Origin of the sequence: Hymenobacter cyanobacteriorum, from assembly GCF_022631375.1 — a bacterium.
Lineage (GTDB): Bacteria > Bacteroidota > Bacteroidia > Cytophagales > Hymenobacteraceae > Hymenobacter > Hymenobacter cyanobacteriorum.
In genome coordinates this window covers 499,758-519,419 of sequence record NZ_JALBGC010000001.1, presented here as the reverse complement: position 1 = coordinate 519,419, position 19,662 = coordinate 499,758, and the positions used below count along the sequence as shown (strand labels likewise).

Annotated in this window: 13 protein-coding genes; 5 read left to right on the top strand and 8 right to left on the bottom strand. The window is 59.4% G+C overall.

The window, feature by feature from the left end; all coding sequences use genetic code 11:
- The first annotated feature begins 25 nt into the window (after positions 1 to 25).
- Positions 26 to 3,547, top strand: a complete 3,522-nt coding sequence (locus MON38_RS02245; protein WP_241934503.1) for a PAS domain S-box protein — start codon at positions 26 to 28, stop codon at positions 3,545 to 3,547.
- Between the two features lie 241 nt (positions 3,548 to 3,788).
- Here MON38_RS02245 and MON38_RS02240 read toward each other — a convergent pair whose 3' ends face one another.
- Positions 3,789 to 5,147 (bottom strand): sigma-54-dependent transcriptional regulator, encoded by a 1,359-nt coding sequence (locus MON38_RS02240; protein ID WP_241934502.1) that lies wholly within the window; start codon positions 5,145 to 5,147, stop codon positions 3,789 to 3,791.
- Between the two features lie 92 nt (positions 5,148 to 5,239).
- Here MON38_RS02240 and MON38_RS02235 point away from each other — a divergent pair, with 92 nt between their 5' ends.
- The gene (locus tag MON38_RS02235) at positions 5,240 to 7,909 is read left to right on the top strand and encodes an NB-ARC domain-containing protein (RefSeq protein ID WP_241934501.1); all 2,670 of its coding nucleotides are present in this window, start codon (positions 5,240 to 5,242) and stop codon (positions 7,907 to 7,909) included.
- Here the strand turns inward: MON38_RS02235 and MON38_RS02230 are convergent.
- The 7 genes from MON38_RS02230 to MON38_RS02200 form a co-directional block, all read right to left on the bottom strand.
- Positions 7,906 to 8,736: an ATP-binding cassette domain-containing protein gene (locus MON38_RS02230; RefSeq protein WP_241934500.1), complete on the bottom strand. Its 831-nt coding sequence runs from the start codon at positions 8,734 to 8,736 to the stop codon at positions 7,906 to 7,908. The genes MON38_RS02235 and MON38_RS02230 overlap by 4 nt on opposite strands.
- A 154-nt stretch (positions 8,737 to 8,890) precedes the next feature.
- The gene (locus MON38_RS02225; protein ID WP_241934499.1) at positions 8,891 to 9,664 is read right to left on the bottom strand and encodes an ABC transporter permease; all 774 of its coding nucleotides are present in this window, start codon (positions 9,662 to 9,664) and stop codon (positions 8,891 to 8,893) included.
- A 147-nt stretch (positions 9,665 to 9,811) separates the two neighbouring features.
- Positions 9,812 to 11,590 (bottom strand): OmpA family protein, encoded by a 1,779-nt coding sequence (locus tag MON38_RS02220; protein WP_241934498.1) that lies wholly within the window; start codon positions 11,588 to 11,590, stop codon positions 9,812 to 9,814.
- 79 nt (positions 11,591 to 11,669) lie between these two features.
- Positions 11,670 to 11,840, bottom strand: coding sequence for a hypothetical protein (locus MON38_RS02215; RefSeq protein WP_241934497.1), 171 nt, complete (start codon positions 11,838 to 11,840; stop codon positions 11,670 to 11,672).
- The gene (locus MON38_RS02210) at positions 11,833 to 12,825 is read right to left on the bottom strand and encodes a PspA/IM30 family protein (RefSeq protein ID WP_241934496.1); all 993 of its coding nucleotides are present in this window, start codon (positions 12,823 to 12,825) and stop codon (positions 11,833 to 11,835) included. Before MON38_RS02210 ends, MON38_RS02215 begins: the two co-directional genes overlap by 8 nt.
- 21 nt (positions 12,826 to 12,846) lie before the next feature.
- Positions 12,847 to 13,521 (bottom strand): hypothetical protein, encoded by a 675-nt coding sequence (locus MON38_RS02205; RefSeq protein WP_241934495.1) that lies wholly within the window; start codon positions 13,519 to 13,521, stop codon positions 12,847 to 12,849.
- A gap of 312 nt (positions 13,522 to 13,833) precedes the next feature.
- Positions 13,834 to 15,012 (bottom strand): LacI family DNA-binding transcriptional regulator, encoded by a 1,179-nt coding sequence (locus MON38_RS02200; RefSeq protein WP_241934494.1) that lies wholly within the window; start codon positions 15,010 to 15,012, stop codon positions 13,834 to 13,836.
- 330 nt (positions 15,013 to 15,342) lie between these two features.
- On the opposite strand from MON38_RS02200, the gene uxuA reads away from it, so the two are divergent.
- The 3 genes from uxuA to MON38_RS02185 are packed head-to-tail and all read left to right on the top strand — an operon-like array spanning position 15,343 to position 19,576.
- A complete protein-coding gene (uxuA, locus tag MON38_RS02195) occupies positions 15,343 to 16,548 on the top strand; it encodes a mannonate dehydratase (RefSeq protein WP_241934493.1) in 1,206 nt (401 codons plus the stop codon).
- Positions 16,549 to 16,602: 54 nt separating this feature from the next.
- Positions 16,603 to 18,729, top strand: coding sequence for an alpha-glucuronidase family glycosyl hydrolase (locus MON38_RS02190; protein WP_241934492.1), 2,127 nt, complete (start codon positions 16,603 to 16,605; stop codon positions 18,727 to 18,729).
- Positions 18,730 to 18,757: 28 nt separating this feature from the next.
- A complete protein-coding gene (locus tag MON38_RS02185) occupies positions 18,758 to 19,576 on the top strand; it encodes an SDR family NAD(P)-dependent oxidoreductase (protein WP_241934491.1) in 819 nt (272 codons plus the stop codon).
- Positions 19,577 to 19,662: the final 86 nt, after the last annotated feature.

Here is a 19,662-nt window from a genome sequence, read left to right as displayed (position 1 = left end):
CTTTGGTTCACCTTGCCTGCCGGCCATGTCCACTGCCTCTTCCTTCTCCGATGCCGAATGGGCGCAGCAGCTGGCGGCCGAGCGGGCCCGGCGCGAGCAGGCCGAAGCCGAGGTAGCCGAGTTGCGCGCCCGCCTGGCCGCGCGGGAACAGCCGCCCGCCGCACCCTTCCAAGCCCTGCATACCCAGGTTGGCGCGCTGGTGCACAACCTGCGCCTGGGCGTGGTGCTGGTCGATGGCACCGGAGCAATTCAGTACGTGAGCCCGCATTTCTGGCGCTTGTTTGGCCTGGAACCGGTAGCCGGGCCGCCGTTCAGCGAAGCGCAGTTGGCCATTGGCACCGCCTTCGCCGACCCCGAAGCCTTCCACACCCGCGCCTGGGCGCTGCACACCGCCGGCAAAACCGTGCTGGGCGAAGCCTTCCTGCTGCGCGATGGCCGGCGGCTGGTGCTTGATTACCTGGTGCTGGACGAGGCCGGCGCCGGCCGCCTCATCTGCTACCGCGACGTGAGCCGCGCGCACCGGCGCGAGCAGCGGCAGCGCCTGCTGGCCGCCGTGCCCGAGCAAAGCCCCAACCCCATTTTGCGCCTGGCCCCCGACGGTGAGCTGCTGTACGCCAACCCCGCCGCCGCGCCCCTGGTAGAGGCGCTGCGCGCTGCCCCGGCCGAGGTGCTGCCGCCGCTGCTGGCGCTGGCGCAGGCCGCGCAGCAGGCCCCCGGCCCCCGGGAGCTCGCCGTGGCCGGCCAATATTACCTCGCAACGGCCGCACCTGTGCCGGGCCAGGCAGCTACCACGCTCTACTTCAGCAATATCAACGACCGGCGGCTGGCCGAGGAGTGGCTCGGCCGCCAGCGCGTTTTCTACGAAAGCGTGCTGGAGCAGGTGCCTACTGCCGTGGCCGTGTTCGACGACGAGCACCGCTACCTGTTTCTGAACGCGGCCATTGAGCCCGACCCCGCCCTGCGGGCCTGGATGCTGGGCAAAACCAGCACCGAGGCCTGCGCCCGCCGCCAGCGCCCGCCCGCCGTGGCCCAGCAGCGCGCCGCCGCCTTTGCCGAGGTGATGCGCACCGGCCGCGAGGTGCAGTGGGAAGAATCGTTTCCGGCCGCCGACGGCACCGAGCGGCACGCCATGCTCTGGTACCGCCCGGTGCAGGGGCTGGCCGGTACGCGTCTGGTTATCAGTCTGGCCATCGACCTGACCGAGCGCAAGCGGGCCGAGCAGCAGGTGGTGCAGCAGCAGGAGTTCTACGAGTCCATTCTGAACCTGGTGCCCTTCGACGTGGCCGTGTTCGATGCCGAGCACCGCTTCCGGTTCGTGAACCCGGCCTCGGTGTCGGACCCGGAGGTGCGCCGGCAGATTATCGGCCTGACGAATGCCGAATACTTTGCCCTGCGCCAGGCCAAGCATCCCGAAATTGGCCTGCAGCGCGACCAGTACTTCGACCTGGCCGTGCGCACCCGCACCGACGTGACCTGGGAAGAAACCCGCACCGACCGCCGGGGCCGGCCTCAGCTGATGGTGCGCCACCTGCGCCCCGTGTTCGGGCCCGACGGCGCGCTGCGGCTGGTGGTGGGCTCGGGCATCGACATCACGGCCCGCTTCGTGGCCGAAAACCTGCAGCACAAAGTGCAGGAAATGCTGCGCGAGCAGGAAGCCTTCATCCGTCAGATTGTGGATGCGCTGCCCAACGTGCTGTATCTGGTGGAGCCGAAGGGGGGCATCTCGTTTTCGAACCGTTCCTTCAACGAGCGCATTATGGCCTCGACCCACTTGGCGACCGAGCTTCAGTCGGAAACCGTGGCGCGGGAGGTGGCCGACATGCGCGCCTTCAACCAGGACGTGCTGGATTCCGGCCAGGCCGAAATCCGCGAAATGCCCCTCACGCTGCGCACCGGCGAGCAGCTGTACTACCAGGTGTATAAGCAGCCGCTGCGCCGCGCCAACGGCCAGCTCGGCGTGCTCACCATCAGCACCGACATTACGGAGGTGAAGCGCGCCCGCCAGGCGCTGGAGCGCCGCGAAAAGCAGTACCACGACCTGGTACACTACTCGCAGGCCCTCATCTGCACCCACGATTTGCAGGGCACTATCCTGACCGTGAACCCCGCCATCGAGCAGCTGATGGGCGTGCCGGCCGCCGAGCTGGTGGGGCGCGACCTGCGCGAGCTGCTGCCGCCCGAGCACCGTGCCATTGTGCAGGCCTACCTCGATGGCGACGAAGCCAGCCTGCCCCAGCCCCGCGTCATCAGCGTGCTGACCCATGCCGGCGAGCGGCGCTATCTCAACTACTACACCTACCGCGTGACGGAGGAGGGCTACCCGCCCTACGTGGTGGCGTCGGGCTACGACGTGACGGCGGGCGTGCTGGCCCAGCGCGCGCTGCGACAGGCCAAGCAGGAAGCCGAAGACAACGCCCACGCCAAGGAAACTTTCCTGGCCCGCATGAGCCACGAAATCCGCACGCCGCTGAACGGGGTGCTGGGCATGGCCACGCTGCTGCACAAAACCCCGCTTTCGGGGCAGCAAACCGAGTATTTGAACGCCATGCAGCTGGCCGGCAACCACCTGCTCAGCCTGCTGAACGACGTGCTCGACATGGCCAAAATCGCGGCCCACCACCTGCAGCTCAACGTCGTGCCCTTCGACTTGGCTGAACTGCTGCGCGGCGTGGGCCAGACGGTGGCCGCCCTGGCCGCCGCCCAGGGCCTGACGCTGGAGGTGCGCACCCTGCCCGGCGGCCCGCACCGCGTGGCCGGCGATGCCTACCGCCTGCACCAAATCCTGCTCAATCTGCTCGCCAACGCCATCAAGTTCACCGAGCAGGGCCGCGTCGAGCTCGGGGCCGAGGTGCTGGCCGAAACGCCCGAAGCCCTCCATCTGCGCTTTTGGGTGGCCGATACCGGCATTGGCATTGCCCCCGCCGAGCAGGGCCACATCTTCGAAGCCTTCGCCCAGGCCAGCGCCGACACCAGCCGCCGCTTCGGCGGTACGGGCCTGGGCCTGGCCATCAGCCAGCAGCTGGTGGAGCAGATGGGCGGCACGCTGGCCCTGCGCAGCGCCCCGGGCCAGGGCAGCACCTTTTCGTTCGAGCTGCACCTGCCGCGCGCTGCCGGGGCCGTGGTCGCCGCGGGCAGCAATCTGGCCGAGGCTCAGCCCACGTTCGAGCGCCTGCGCGGCCTGCGCGTGCTGCTGGCCGAAGACAACTACCTCAACCAGTGGATTGCCCGCGTGGTGCTCGAACACTGGGGCGTGGAAGTGGAAGCCGTGAGCAACGGCACCGATGCCCTGGCCCAGCTAAGCGCGCACGACTTCGACGCGGCCATTCTCGACATCCGCATGCCCGGCCTGAGCGGGGTGGAGGTTACCACCGCCCTGCGCGCCCTGCCCGATGCCGCCCGCGCCGGCATTCCTATCATCGCCCTCACCGCCAACGCCTTCGAAACCGACCGCGAAGCCTACCTCGCCGCCGGCATGAATGCCTGCCTGGTGAAACCCTACGAGGAAGCCGACCTCTGCCAGCTCCTGCTGGACCTCACGGCCGATTAATTAAGCCATTTGCTCCTACAAACAGTCCATTCGTAGGAGAAAACAGCTTGATTGTACATGCAAACGGCCTGTTTGTAGGAGCAAACAGCTTGATTGTACATGCAAACGGTTCGATTGGATATGCAAATGGTCCATTCGTACATGCAAATGGAATAAGGTAGGGTGCGGGGCTTGCCCCCGCCCGTCGTTGAACGGCATCGTCAGAATGGCGCGAACGACGGGCGGGGGCAAGCCCCGCACCCTACAACCCATATTCCTCCAGCTTGCGGTATAGGGTCGTCAGGCCGATGCCCAGCCGCTTGGCCACGTCCGGCTTGTTGCCTTCCAGCTCGCCCATCAGCTTAGAAATATGCCGCGCCTCCAGCGCCCGCAGGCTTTCGTCGGCCGCATCGGCCCGGGGGCGCGCGGGCCGGCCCAGGGCGTGGAATTCATCCGGCAAATAATCTGCCGCCAGCATTTCCCCATTCGGAGCCAGGATGGCCGCGCGCTCGAGTACGTTTTTCAACTCGCGCACATTGCCGGGCCAGGGGTAGCGTTGGAGCAGGGCCAGGGCCTCAGGCGCGAGGCCGGGGAGGCGCTTGCTGAGGCGGGCGGCGAAGTGCTGGAGGAAATAATTGGCCAGGGGCGGCACGTCGGTGGGCCGGTCTTTGAGGCTGGGGACGAGGATGGTGAAGACCGAGAGGCGGTAATATAAATCGGGGCGGAAGCGGCCTTCGGCGGCTTCCTGCTTGAGGTTGCGGTTGGTGGCGGCTACTAGGCGGATGTTGACCTTGGTGGGCTTGGTGTCGCCGAGCTTGGTGAAGCTTTGGCTTTCGAGCACGCGCAGGAACTTGGCCTGCACGTTGAGCTCCAGCTCGCCGATTTCGTCCAGAAACAGGGTGCCGCCGTTGGCTTCTTCCAGCAGGCCCTTCTTGTCGGCCAGCGCGCCGGTGAAGGCGCCTTTCTTGTAGCCAAACAGCTCCGATTCGAGCAAATCTTTGGGGAAAGCGCTGCAATTGACGGCCACGAAGGCCTTGCCCTGCCGCCCGCTGGCCTGGTGGATGGCCTGGGCAAAGAGCTCCTTGCCGCTGCCGGTGGGGCCTTCGAGCAGCACGGTGCTGTCCGTCGGGGCCACTTGGCGGGCCAGCTGCTGCACGCGCCGCAGCTCGGGCGAGTCGCCAATCATCGACTCGAATCGGTACTGCTGGCCCACGCGGCGCTCCAGCTCCGTGACGCGCTGGCGGAGGCGGGCTTTTTCGGCGGCGCGGTCGACGACGACCACCAGCTGCTGCTCAAAATCGCCCTTGGTGAGGTAGTCGAACGCGCCGAGCTTCATGGCCTTCACGCCGTCGGGGATGGTGCCGAAGGCGGTGAGCAGCACCACTTCGGCATCGGGGGCGGTGGCTTTGAAGCGGGGCAGCAGGTCGACGCCGTTGGCATCGGGCAGCTTCACGTCGGAGAGCACGAGCAGGATGTCGGCGGCGTGTTGCTGGAGCAGTTCGAGGCCGCGGTGGGCGTCGGGGGCTTGCAGCACGGTGTAGCCTTCCAGCTCCAGCACCTGGGCCAGCAGCTGGCGCAAGCGCGCTTCGTCGTCGATGATGAGCAGGGTACCGGTGGGCATTAATTTTGGCCTTTTATGATTCTTAAGCTGTATTATAAAGGTAAAATACGTAGCTTGCCAGCATTATACACATCATTTTCTGTCATAAAAAAATGGATTTCATTCTCCGCAATCTTGAACGTCGAATCGAGCTTTTGGCAGCCCAAAATAAAAAGGCAGACCTCAGAGTTCATTATCAGGCAAAATATGAATATATGCTGGTTCTTGCTATGAGTTATTTGTGGAATAAGAATTTTGATTCACTAGGTGCAAATGAAAAGGAATATATATCTGCTGCTATTGTAAAACCATCTATAGGCTCAATTGTAGAAATTGCTAGAAAATTAGATATTCACAACGAATTGTTTTCAAACAAAAAACTTCAGAAATCCTTTGATAAGTACCCTTCATTAAGGAATGAAAAGCTCGGTCATGGTTTTACGTTTGAAGATGAAACCGATGAGCTTTTGGGGTCATTTGATGAATTGTATCAAGGGCTTCTGGAATCAGGCGTTTTTATTTTCTGTGAAAAACTAGAGCTTATTAATGTTATAGATATTGACTCAGATAATTCTACAGGGATAATATACAAACCAAATGGCGCGGATTATTTGCCATGGTCTTGCCCTAAAGGAGTCTATGGTTTTGATAAAATCGGCTTGTATGGCTTTACAGAAAGCAAAGGCTACTTCCGATTGTCTCCCTTTGTCTTCATTAATGATGAAGATGAATTCTATATATATTCTTCGATTCAAGAAAAACTTTCTGGACTTGCACGTTTTAATCGCCTTATTAAAACAGGACACATATTGAAAGAGGTTAAAGAATTTGTTAATATAGTTATCGATTTTGATGATAAAAAGAGAAGGTGCAGTAATGGGACTGTGCTAAATAATTTTACTAAGAATTATAAAAAATACATTGAAACAGGCGTAAAGCGTAAAATTAACAAGTTTTTAGTTTCAAATAAATCATCGGTTTTTGCTACTGTTTGGGGACATGGTGGTGTTGGGAAGACGGCTTCAATTCAAAGTGTTTGTGAAGATTTGGGCAACGTAGAGAATAAAAAATTCAACTACATAGTTTTCCTATCTGCTAAGGATAGACTTTACAATTATTACCAAGGGACTATAAATGAAATTGATGAGCGAGTTTCATCATTGGAGGACATAATTTTGTATACTAATGAAATCATGTTTTCTAAAAGCTCCTCTGAAGCTTTAGATATTATTGATTTTGATGGGCAATTGCTTCTTGTAATTGACGATTTTGAAACGTTTTCGCCTGAAGAAAAGGGTAAGATTCTTGATTTTATCAAACTGCTTAATATTAATCATCACAAAGTCATTATTACTACTCGTGCTGCAACCTTAATTCTGGGGGAAGAAATAAAGTCTAATGAGTTAGATGAACAAGAGATGATAAAATTTTTATTGGAGGTGATTGAGATTGAAGCGCCCCTAGTAAATATTGCTCAGATTCAGCATTACTTGGAGAAGGATTCGAACTACAAGAAGGTGCATGAAATGACTAGCGGAAGGCCGCTATTTATTTTTCAGTTTGCTGTACTATTAGCTCAGAAAGCACTTGCTGATGAAGTTATTAATATTGATATTAAATCAAGTTCAAATGCTGTTAAATTCCTGTATGATAGAATTTACGACTATTTGTCGCCTGTAGCACAGCATCTTTTTGTTGCAATGTGTCTGCTGGTTTCTTCGGATGATTTAACCAATGTTGTTGAAAAGCTCCAATATCTGGTTAACATGGAAGACCAGCAAGACGATTTTGATAACGGCATAAACGAACTGGTCAAGCTGAAAATAATCGAAATATTTGAGCAGAAATTTTTCAGAGTATATTCAAGAGAAATCTTGAAGTTCATGAATGAATATTTTCAGCAAAATATTCCCCAAGAAAAAGAAAAATTGACCTATCGTTTGTCATTGGTCGGTAGAGATAAAAAACTTGATAATGACCACGCATTGCTTATAAATGCAGATTCAAGTAGAATAACTGCGACCGAAGGCGAGGTTGTTTCCAAGTATCGTTATATCGTAAATCGAGAACAGACATCTTATTCAATAAAGCTTCAGGCTTTGCTGAACTTAGGAACTTACCTGTTTTCGACAAAAAATGATGCAGAAGGTGCGCTGCGTTTATTTGCAGACTACAAACAGATATTTGAAAACGACATTAAATTTACAAAGGCTTACGTTCAGTATTTATGGTCTGCTGACATTGATGATTCTCGTGATACTGCGATTAAACTAATTAAGTGGTACTTCTGGACTAAAAATGAGTTGTCCGACGATATGCGCTTACAGTTGAACAGTATGCTTGTGATGTATGAATCTATTGAGGTAGTGAATAGCAGGGAAAACCTTAAGGAAGAGAAGAGGTTTGATATGATAAGCATTGAGGAGTATAATGAAAAATATACTCAGCAAAAGATTGTGATGAATTCCATAGTCGCAAAAGCGGGTTCAAGATTGGTTGAAGTTCTTAACTCAGACCAAATATTGGAACTATCATCTGCTACTCGTACTCTAGTATTGGCGGGTCTAGTTCAATTGGTTGAGGTTTATATAAGATTAAATAGAAACACACAAGCCAGAGCCATTTGCAATAAGGTTATAGCTGTTTTGCCACAAAACTTTCACCAGCCATTCAAGTCAAAATTGAAGAAGCTAGATATGTATGAAAGAGTAACAGTATCTAGAAGGAACGATTCCGATTTTGCTTCTACTTTAAAAAATGCTTTAAAAAAAGAAGAAGACTAACTCCCCCGAATCTCATTCTTGATGTGCTCGACGAACTGGGCGAATTCGGGTTCGGCTTCGACGTTTTCGTGCCAGGCGAGGCCCATTTCGGCCAGGTTGTATTGGTGCTGGGGGCTGATGGTGGCGCCCGGCACGAGGGCCCCGGCCGCGTCGTGCTCGTAGCCGAGCAGCCAGAGGCGGTCGGCCAGGGCGGTGGTGGTCACGATGTCGTGCGAGACGATGATGACGGTGTTCAGCTCGTCCATGGTGGTGACTTCGACTATTATTCGTTTCACTTCGTCAATCATGGCCACGTCGAGGCCGGAGAAGGGCTCATCGAGCAGGATGAGGTGGTCGGAGCAGAGCAACTGCTGGGCGATGGCCGCCCGCTGGCGCTGTCCGCCCGAGAGCAGGGCCGGGTACTTGCGCCGGTGAGGGGCCAGGCCGAAGCGTTCGAGGTAGGCGTCGACGTGCTGGCGGGCGTCGGCGGGGGCGTGCTTGCGCTGGGCGGCCACCAGCAGGTTGTCGTGCAGGGTGCGGTGGTCGAAGAGGGGGTAGCGCTGCTGCACGAAGCCCACCATGCCGGGCGTGACGGGCTGCTGGGCGAGGCCCACTTCCACGGTGCCGGTGCCGGGGGCGATGAGGCCCGCCATGATGCGGCAAAGGACAGACTTGCCGATGCCCGAGCGGCCGTAGAAGCCCACGACCTGGCCCTGCTGCATATTGGGCCGGGTCACGTCGAGGACCTGGGCGTTGATGTCGCGCAGGATTTGCTCGTTGTTGAGGGTGATGGAGACGTTGTTGAGCGTCAGGATGGGGTCGCGGTAGGCGTAGGTGTGGGCAGTCATGGGAGTTCTCGCGTTCGCCTCACCCCCCGGCCCCCTCTCCCAAGGGAGAGGGGGAGCCACGGCAGCGCGGGCAATCTGCTTGGATTTGAAAGAAAAATTTGAAGTCGGCTGGCTCCCCTCTCCCTTGGGAGAGGGGTCGGGGGTGAGGCGTCCGTTAGGCAACCCCCAGCGCCGAATAAGGAAAAAACACCCGCCGTAGCAGCACAAACACATAGTCCTGTAGCGCGCCCGTGGCCAGAATCACCAACTGAATAGCCAGCACCCCATCAAGGTGCAGGTAGCGGTTCTGCTTGTACAGCAGCAGGCCAATGCCACCTTCGGACTGATAGAGCGTTTCCACCAACGTAATCATGGTCCAGATGATGGCGAAGTTCTGGCGCACGACTTCGAGCATCTCGTCGAGCTTGCCCAGTACCACGACTTCGTAGAAGCTGCGCCACTCGCTCATGCCCAGCGTGCGGGCGTGGTCCATCTCCTCCTGCGTGGTCGTGAGAATCACGCTCGTCATGCCCGTGACCAGGTACACGGTAGCGCCGAAAATGAGCACCGAAAGCTTCACCTGGTGGCCCGAGCTCACCATCAGGGCCATGAAGAAGGTCAGGCCCGTGAGGGTGAGGTAGCGCATCTTGGAGGCCGCGTAGGCGATGGGCCGGAAGAAGGGCAGCGCCGTCAGGTACGATATCAGCAGCGCCAGCACCGTGGCCACGGCCAGCGCTTGCAGGGCCGTGCTCATGCTGGCCCACAGCTCCTGAATTAGCCCCTGCGTGGTGATGAGGTCGCCAAGGGAGCGGACGACCTCGCCCAAGCTGGGGAAGAGCTGCATGGGATAAAACAGCCACAGTAGTAGCAATAGGGCCACTTGGGCCACCACCATGGTGGTGAATACAAGGCGGCGCGGCTGGGCGTTGGGGGCGAAAAGAGATTTCATGTTTTCAGTTGAGAAAAACCAGAACGTCATGCTGAGCGCAGTCGAAGCATCTCTACCGCTTCGTTGCAGCGGCATTGATTGCTGCTGCGGTAGAGATGCTTCGACTGCGCTCAGCATGACCGTTCTTTTTCATTTCGGGCAAAAGGCTTAATTGCCCAGTACCACTTCCACGCGGCGGTTTTTGGCTTTGCCATCGGGGGTGGCGTTGCTGGCTACCGGTTCGGTGGCGCCGTGGGCGTACACCTGCACGCGGCCGTCGGGGAAGGCACTGTGGCTCTTGGTTTCGAGCCAGTGCTGCACGGCCATGGCGCGGTCCTCGCTCAGCTGCTGGTTTTTGCTGGGGTCGCCGGTGTTGTCGGTGTGGCCGTGCACGGCCACTTTCAGGCGGCCGGCCACCACGAGGTCGTTGAAGAGTTGGTTCAGGTCGCGCTCGGCGGCGGGGGTGAAGCTGCTCTGGCCGCTGTTGAATTCGATGTTCCAGGCGCGTTTGCTCACATTCTGGCGGATTTCGTCGCCGGCAGCAAACTGCTGCGTTTCGGCCGGGGCCACGGCTTTGCCTTTGTACTGCTGCTGAAGTTGCTGTAGGGGCTTCAGGTCCAGCATTTCGGTCAGGGGTACGTAGCTGGGCAGCTCTTTGGGGTAAAGCTTGCTCTGCACGTCGCCGAAGGTTTTGTACACGGCGGCGTAGATGTTGGTGCCGCCTTCATCGAGGCCGAACAAATTCAGGTTGTCGCTGAAATTGAAGGCTTTGCTGCCGCCAAGCTCCACTACGTCGCCATTGCGGTCGGCTTCGCTCACGCCTTTGTAATACTTCAGCCAGTAGGCACCAGGCTTGTCCTGGTCGCCGTACACGGTGGCCGAGATATCGGCGGCGCGGGTCAGGGCTTCGGGGTGACTTTTCACCTGGTCGCCGGCCACGGCGAAGGCCGTCATCAAACCAAGTACTTCCTTGGGGTGGGCGTCGTACCAGCGCTTGGTGGTGACCATGATGTTGGGCATCTGGTTGGAGTAGTCTTTGGTGCTCACGATGTTGACGAGGCCGCCGCGCTGTTTGGCAATGTTCACGTCGCCGGGCGTCCAGGTAGCCACGGCGTCGGCTACCACGTCCACTTTCACGCCGGTGTTCTTGCCGTTTACCACTTTGGTGCGGGCTTCCGGCTTGCCGAGGATGTACTTCTCGGCCGCCACTAGAAAGTCGCTGGCCGACATGAAGTTCACAGCTTCGGGGTCGTAAGTGGTTTCGTCAGGGTTGACTTTCAGGCCGTTGTCGGCGCACCATTTCAGGGCGATGTTCTGGTCGCCGTCGCGCAGGTAACAGGCTATGGTTTTGCCAAGGGCGGTTTTGGGGTTATCCAGCCATTCTTTCGGGCCCATCAGCTTGTCTTCGCCGAAGGATTTACCCACCGAGTAGGGGATGATTTGCAATTGTGTGCCGGCCTTCTTCAGCTCCGTCTGCACGGCCGAGAAGCCGGGCAGGCCGTCGCCCATAATGCTCACAATCAGGCCCGGCGTTTCGGGCTTGCTTTGCAGGTCGAGGGCGTTTTTCACTAGGTCGGCCTGCATCTTGCTCACGTCGTCCTGCCGCACAATCTGCATGTCCAGCCCGTTGGCCGCCGCCGCCGAGCCCATGGTGGAGCGGGGCCCGCCGTTGGCCAGCATGCCAGCCATCTGGCTGTTCCAGGCCATTACTTCCCACACAATGGGCGTGCCCTTATCGGCCGGGGCAGTGCCGGGCATGGGGGCCAGCGGCACCACGATGTTGGCCCGGTTGCCGCCGGTGGCCGTGGGCAGCTCAATTGAGTTGAGCAACACCGACTGCGTGTCGGCTTTCTTAAAGACAGCCCCACTGGAAACCAGCTTGTTGATGCCGAAGTACAGGACGGCCACCAGAATGAGGCCAATTAAAACTTTACCGCGTGTGGTCATGGCATTGGTTGGATGTAGCGCGGACTTTTAGTCCGCGCCCGCGTCCAAAGCGCGAATTTTGTTATTGAAAAAGAGAAGTTTAGCGGCTGGCCCGGTGGCGAGTGTGCGCCAGCAGCGGAGCGGCGGGTTTCGGCTGCTTCTGCTGTGCCACCAGCTGTACATGTTGCTGCGGTGGCACCTTAGCCGTCGACTCGCGGGCTACAAAGTCCGCGCTACTGAGGCAGGCGCAGGCCAGCAAAAAGCTAGTCAAGCAGGCTAGAGTAGGCATCATCGGAGGCTTTTTTAGTGGCGTTGAGGGTTTGGGGCTGTTGCGGCTTTTCGTTCAGCACGGCGTTGAAGTCGCCTTTCTGATACTTTTCCAGCAGGCGCTGGCCTTTCTCGCTCATCACGCCGTTCTGGATGTCCATTTCCTTGACGAACTCCTGCGAGTAGCGCATGGCCTGCTTAATCTGGCCCAGCTGCTGGGCCATGTCCTGGGCCACGCGGTCGGTGGCCAGGTCGAAGAAGTACTTCTTGTCGGGGTCGCCGCGCAAGATGTTCATGGCCGCGCGCATGCCCGAGCTGGTGCGCTTTACGAGCGTGTATTCATCTTTCAGCAGGTTGACTTTGAACTTGCTGCCGTCAATCTGACGCAGGGCAGCCTTCAGAATCTGGCGCATTACCACCGTCACGTTGGCCGTGGTGGTGGCCATCGGCATCAGGCGCTGGTTGTATTCTTCGAGCTGGGCGGCGCGCATGGCGTAGCTCTCGGCCATGTCCTTCTCGTTCTGGCGGGTGGCGGCGCTGGCCAGGCTCAGGTATTCCTGCATCTGGGCGGTGTTGGCGGCCAGCTTGCGCTTCACCAGCTCGTGCGCGCCCTCAATGTTGGTGACTTCGGCGTCCATCTTCCGCGCCTCCTTTTCGGTGTTGCGGATGTAGTCTTCCATGATGCCGATGGGGTCGGTGTTCACGAAAATGCCGGCTGCCGTGCGCAGAATACGCTGCCCGGCATACCACAGCCCGGCGTGAATGCGCTTATTCGTGGCCAGCAAAAACAGCACGAACAGCGTGCCCAGGCCAATGCCCAGCTTCACGGTGTCGAACACCATGTCGACCAGGAAGGGCAAAATCACGCCCCAGTAGTACACGGCCGCGCCGGCCAGGCCCAGCAGCACCACGCGGCCGGCCATTTTCTCCGGCTGTTGCCACTTGGGCAGCTCGGACGATTCGGAATTGAAAGAAGGGAGAGTATTCATGGCGTAAAAGGTTGGAGATGGTTAGCGGGAAGGGGTTGGTGTCAGGAAAGATTGAGTGGCTTGCCGGTGGGCCTGCAGCTCGGCCGCGGCCGCCGCGTGGGCCAGTTCGTAGGAGGCTAGCGCGGCCTGCGTTTTCTGGCGTTCAGCCTGCGCCTGCTGCTGGAGGTCGGTTAGCTGCTGGCGCTTTGCGGCGAGCTGCTCCGTCAGGGCGGCTACTTCGCTTTGCAGTTGGCTTTCCTGTTTCAGCAGCTGCACCAGCGGGCTGGGCGGGCCTTGCGGGTTGGCGCTTTCGCCCAGCTTTTCGCGGTGGCGCTGCTGCACCTGGGCGCGGTCGTCGGCCAGCTTCTGCTGCAGCGTATCAGCTGAGGCCAGCAGGGCGGGCAGGTCGGTGCTGGTGAGGGCGGAAAAGGCGTTGAAAGCCGTCTGGTAGAGCAGCGGGCCGCTGAGGCCGCTGCCGCCCATGCTGTTCACCATTTTGGTGTAAGTGCCGAAATCTTTGCCGTCGCTGGCCAGCAGGCCGGCAATGTGGTCGCGGTGGCGCTGCTCGGGCTGCGTGGGTTGCGGGCCAGTTCCAGCAGTGGGCAGCGGGGCCGGTGCGGGAGCCGACGCGGCGGGCGCTATCGGCGCAGTAGCTGCGCCGTCTTCTTCCACGAAGAAGCCTTTGGCGGCTTTGGTGAGATTTTCGAGAATGGCCATGAGCAGCAGATTGTTGGTGACTGCCACCCAATGCCAAGACCAGTGCCGATTTGGAAATTATTCCGGCGATAATGTGCTATTGTCTGATTTTTAGCTGATTAATAAAAAATCCCCGCCGAGCGCAAGGCCCAACGGGGATGAATTTTTCCAAAATGGAAAGGCTGTTTTTTCAATTCAATAAGAACAGGCTAAAAACAGAACGTCATGCTGAGCTTGTCGAAGCATCTCTACCGCTATAGTAAATGAATTACTTGCACTGTAGAGATGCTTCGCTGCGCTCTGCATGACGTTCAACCGTTAAAAATCATCCTGCTAAATCCCCAGCGCAAACATGTCCACGGCTGCTTTCAGTGACGATTGCCGGATAATCAGGTCGCCGGAAATCACGAACGTGCGGGGCTGAAACTGCTCCTTCAGGTGCAGCTGCTCCAGGATGAGGCGAGCGGCCTGCTGGCCGATGCGGTAGGGGTGGAGGTCGACGGTGGTGAGGCCGGGCTCAATCATCGCGGCCATAAACTCGTCGCCGAAACCCACCACGGCCACATCCTGCGGCACGCGCACGTGGCGCTTTTTCAGGGCCACCAGCAAGTCGAAGGCGTTGGTATAGTTGATGGCGAAGATGGCATCAGGCGGTTCGGGCAGGGCCAACCAGGCATCGAGCGCCGCTTCGGCCTGGGCGGTCTGGAACTCGATGTGCACTTCGTATTCAGGCCGCAGGGGCATGTTGTAGCGTTTCAGGGCGCTTTGGTAGCCCGCCAAACGATTGCGGCTGATGAGCAGCGACTCGGGCCCGGCCAGGATGGCAATGCGCTGCGCCCCCTGTTGAATGAGGTGCTCGGTAATGTTAAACGCCCCGTTCCAGTCGTCCAGAATCACCTTGGCGCTGTCCACGGCGTTGCTCACGCGGTCGAAATGCACCACCGGAATGCCCCGGCAGGCGCTTGATTGTACGTGGTCGAAATTCTCGGTTTCGCGCGAGTGGCAAATGAGCAGGCCATCAACCTGGCTGGCTACCAGCGCCTGCACGTTGCTCACCTCGGTGCGATACGACTCCTTCGATTGGGTAATCATCACGCGGTAGCCCGCCTCATTGGCCACTTCCTGAATGCCGCTGACCACGGTGGCAAAAAACGGGCGCTCAATGTCCGGAATCAGCACGCCCAGGGTGTGGGTTTCGCGGCTCTTGAGGCTCTGGGCCAGTAGGTTGGGCTGGTAGTCGAGCTGGCGGGCCGCGTCGAGAATGGCCTGGCGGGTGGTAGGGCTGATGTCAGTGTGCCCGTTCAGCGCCCGCGACACCGTGGACGAAGCCACTCCCACCGCCTTGGCCACATCGCCGATAGTGGTTTGGGCCCGGCGGCGTTCGGGCGCGGGGCCAGGTTTCTCCTCCGTGAAGTGGTAGTCGCAGGCTTTGCACAGGTAACGCTGGCGGCCCCGCACGAAACCTGCTTTCAACACCGAATCCGGCTTTTGGCACTTAACGCAGGTAATCATGGTAAATTGAATTTAATTGATAAATCTGCTGGTCTAAACCGTTGGGTCAATTCCAAAGGTGAGTACTTACTCAAAAGTAAGAATAAAATTTATTTTTAATCCACTTGGATAAAAAGTTTTCTATCGGCAACGTTTCCGGAAACGTTGCCGATAGTTTTTGTTGAAAATTATTGATTTTGGGCACTTTTTGCGGTATACAACTATGCGGAACATGCTTTACTTTCGATAACAAGTTCGGCGAATGAGTCAGCAAGGCCTTTTGTGCTTCTCTATCACATCAACCGGATGCCAGGAATCTGAAATTGGATTTTTTGTAAAAAACCCTGTTCCATGCTGCACACCATGCGCTGGTTTGGTCCCCACGACCCCGTTTCGCTTTTTGATATCCGGCAGGCCGGCTGCGCAGGCGTGGTAACGGCCCTGCATCAATTGCCGGTGGGAGTGGAGTGGCCGGTGGCCGAAATTCAGGCCCGCCAGCAGCTTATTGCGGCCGATAATGCCACCCACGCGCCCCTGCACTGGGCCGTGGTGGAAAGCCTGCCCGTGCACGAGGCCATTAAGAAAGGCCTGCCTGAGCGCGAGCAATACATTGCCAACTACCAGGCCTCGTTGCGCAACCTGGCGGCCTGCGGCGTGCGCACGGTGTGCTACAACTTCATGCCGGTGCTCGATTGGTCGCGTACCAACGTGCGCTTCGAAATGCCCGACGGCTCGCGCGCCCTGCGCTTTGTGTGGCAGGATTTCGCAGTATTCGACCTGTGCATCCTCAAGCGGCCCGGTGCCGAAGCCGCCTACGAGCCTGCCGTGGCCGAGGCCGCCCGCCAGCAGTTTGCCGCCATGAGCCCGGCCGCAATCGCTGACCTGAGCAACACGGTGCTGCTGGGCCTGCCGGGCTCGGAAGAAGCGTTTGAGCTGGCCGGCTTCCAGCAGCTGCTCGATGAGTACGCTGATATTGATGCGGCCGCGCTGCGGGCCAACCTGCACTACTTTATACAACAAGTGGCCCCGGTGGCCCAGGAAGTGGGCGTGAACCTCTGCATTCACCCCGACGACCCGCCGTATCCGCTGCTGGGCCTGCCTCGGGTGATGAGCACCGGCGACGACATTGCCGCCCTGCTGGCTGCTTGTGAGGTGCCGGCCAACGGCCTCACGTTCTGCACCGGCTCGCTGGGCGTGCGGGTGGATAACGACCTGCCGACGCTGGCCCGGCAGTTTGGCCCGCGCATTCATTTCGTGCACCTGCGCGCCACTAAGCGCGAGGACAACCCGCGCAACTTCCACGAAGCCGACCACCTGGCCGGCGACGTGGACATGTACGCCGTGGTGCGCGAACTGCTGCTGGAAGAGCAGCGCCGCGCCGCCGCCGGCCAAGTCGATAGCACCTTGCCCATGCGTCCCGACCACGGCCACCAGATGCTCGACGACCTGAAAAAGACGACTTACCCGGGTTACTCCGCCATCGGCCGCCTGCGCGGCCTGGCCGAGCTGCGCGGCCTTGAATACGCCATCGGCCGCGAGCTGGCGGCTGTTAGCTAGCTGACAGCTAATAGCTATTAGCTAACAACTTACAATCTAAATCCCCCCAATCGAATGCCTTTTCGCCTGCTCCTGCTTACGCTGCTGATGGTTGCCGCCGCGCCCCTTTGCCGGGCCGACGACGGCTACCGACTGTGGCTGAAGTACGACCTCGTGGCCGATGCTGGCCAGCGGGCGCAGTACCGCGCGGCAGCGCAACACATTGCTTTTGAGGGAAAAGATGCCGTGCTGCAAACGGCCGCTACGGAGCTGCAGCGCGGGTTGCAGGGCCTGCTGGGCCAGCCGGTGCCAGTGTTGGCGAAGGCTGCCGCCGGGAGCACGAAACACGGAATTCTGCTTGAAATAGCGCCACCCACAAACGTTTCCGGTAGCGCCCAAACGGTGCTGGAAAGCTACCGGATTTTCTCCCGCGGCGCGCAGCTGGTGGTGGCCGGTGGGAGCGGGGCGGGCGTGATATACGGCGTGTTTGCGCTGCTGCGGCAGGTGCAGACGGGCCAACCGCTGGCCGGCCTGAACGTGAGCAGCCGCCCGCGCATTCAGTACCGCTTGCTTAATCATTGGGATAACCCCAACGGCACGGTGGAGCGCGGCTACGCGGGCTCCAGCATCTGGAAGTGGAACGAGCTGCCCCAGCGCCTCGACCCGCGCTACACCGATTATGCCCGCGCCAATGCCTCGATTGGGCTGAATGGCGTGGCCATTAATAACGTGAATGCCAGCGCGCGCTACCTCACGGCCGAATACCTGCAGAAAGTAAAGGCGCTGGCGGGCGTGTTTCGGCCTTATGGCATCCGGGTGTATCTGTCGGTTTTCTGGGCCGCGCCCAAGGTGATTGGCGGGCTGAAAACCGCCGACCCGCTCGACCCGCAGGTGAAGCAGTGGTGGGCGGCCAAGTCGGAGGAGATTTACCAGGCCATTCCCGATTTCGGCGGCTTTCTGGTGAAGGCCAACTCGGAGGGCGAGCCCGGCCCGCAGGACTACGGCCGCACCCATGCCGACGGCGCCAACATGCTGGCCGCCGCCCTGGGCACCCACGACGGCATCGTAATGTGGCGCGCCTTCGTGTACAAAGCCGGCAGCGGCGACCGGTTCAAGCAGGCCTACGAGGATTTTAAGCTGCTCGACGGGCAGTTTGCGCCCCGCGTGCTGGTGCAGGTGAAGAACGGCCCTATTGATTTTCAGGCCCGCGAGCCCTTCCACCCGCTGTTTGGAGCCATGCCCAAAACGCCGCTGGTGCTGGAAGTGCAGCTCACGCAGGAATACCTGGGCATGGCCACGCACTGGGTGTACCTGGCCCCGCTGTTCAAGGAATGCCTCGACTCGGACACGCAAACCAAGGGCCCCGGCTCGACGGTGGCGAAAGTGGTGGACGGCAGCCTCGACCAGCACCGCATCAGCGGCATCGCGGGCGTGGCCAACATCGGCACCGACCGCAACTGGACCGGCCACCCCATGGCCCAGGCCAACTGGTATGCCTTTGGCCGCCTGGCCTGGGACTACACGCTGACTGCCAAAGCTATTGCCACTGAGTGGACCAAAATGACGCTGACCCGCGAACCGCAGGCGGTGGCCACCATCGTGGAAGTGATGGATAAGTCGCGCGACATCTACGTGCGCTACACCACGCCGCTGGGTCTGCATCACATTATGGGTCAGAACATTCACTACGGCCCCGAGCCCTGGCTGGCCGACGCCGGCCGCCCCGACTGGACAGCCGTGTATTACCACAAGGCCGACTCCGCGGGCCTGGGTTTCGACCGCACCGCCAAAGGCTCGAATGCACTGGCGCTGTATTCGCCGGGCGTGCAGAAGGAGTGGGGCGACGCCAAAACCACCCCGCTCAACTACCTGCTCTGGTTCCACCACGTGGGCTGGCGGCAGCCGCTGCCCACCGGCCGCACCCTCTGGAACGAGCTGGTGACGCGCTACTACACCGGCGCCGATTCGGTGGCCTGGATGCAGCGGCGCTGGGCCACGGTGCAGCCGAAGGTTGATGCCGCGCTATTCGCCGACGTGGCGGCGCGGCTGCAAATCCAGCAGCGCGAGGCCGTGTGGTGGCGCGATGCCTGCGTGCTCTACTTCCAGACGTTCTCGAAGCAGCCCATTCCCAAGCCCTTTGTGCCGCCCACCCGCACGCTGGCCGAAGTGAAAACGCTGGTCGACCTCTATCAACTCAAATAATTCCGCCGCTTCCCAACCTGCTATTGATATGAACCCGACAACTTACTCCAACGGTTCGGCTGCCGCTGTGCTGGCCCCGCAGGCCGCACCGGCCAACGTGTTTTCGCTCGAGGGCCAGCTGGCCCTCGTCACGGGCGGCGGCACCGGCATCGGGCTCGAAATTGCCCGCTGCATGGCCACGGCCGGCGCCACGGTCATCATCACAGGGCGGCGCGAGGAAGTGCTGCGCAGTGCGGTGGCCGAGCTGGGCGAGGCCGTGCACTACGTGGTGAACGACGTGACCGACCTGGGCGCAATTGATGGGCTGGTAGCCGAGGTGGAGGCCACCTACGGCCCGCTCGACATTCTGGTGAATAACGCCGGCATCAACCTGAAAAAACCCGCGCTGGAGGTTTCCGATGAAGAATTCAGCCGCATTCTGCACACCAACCTGCACTCGGTGTTTGCCCTCACGCGGGCCTGCGCCAGCCGCATGCTGCCCCGCGGCAAGGGCGTTATCCTGATGATTTCGTCGATGGCCGCCTACTACGGCATCGACCGCGTGGTGGCCTACGCGGCCTCCAAGTCGGCGGTGGAGGGCATGGTGAAGGTGCTGGCCTCCGAATTTTCGGCCCACGGCGTGCGCGTGAATGCCATCGCGCCGGGCTTCATCGAAACGGCCATGAGCCGGACGGCCATGAACTCGGACCCCGACCGCCGCGACCGCGCCATGCGCCGCACGCCCATGGGCAAGTTCGGCCAGCCCGCCGACATCGGCCACGCGGCCGTGTTCCTGGCCTCCGAGGCCGCCCGCTACATCACCGGCGCTTCGCTGCCCGTGGATGGCGGCAACTCCATCGGCTTCTGATTTTTTAGTTGTTCGTTGCTGGTTGTCTGTTGTTAAGTGCTGGTTGTTAATGAATTGAAGTGCAAAGCCAACAGCGAATAATCAAC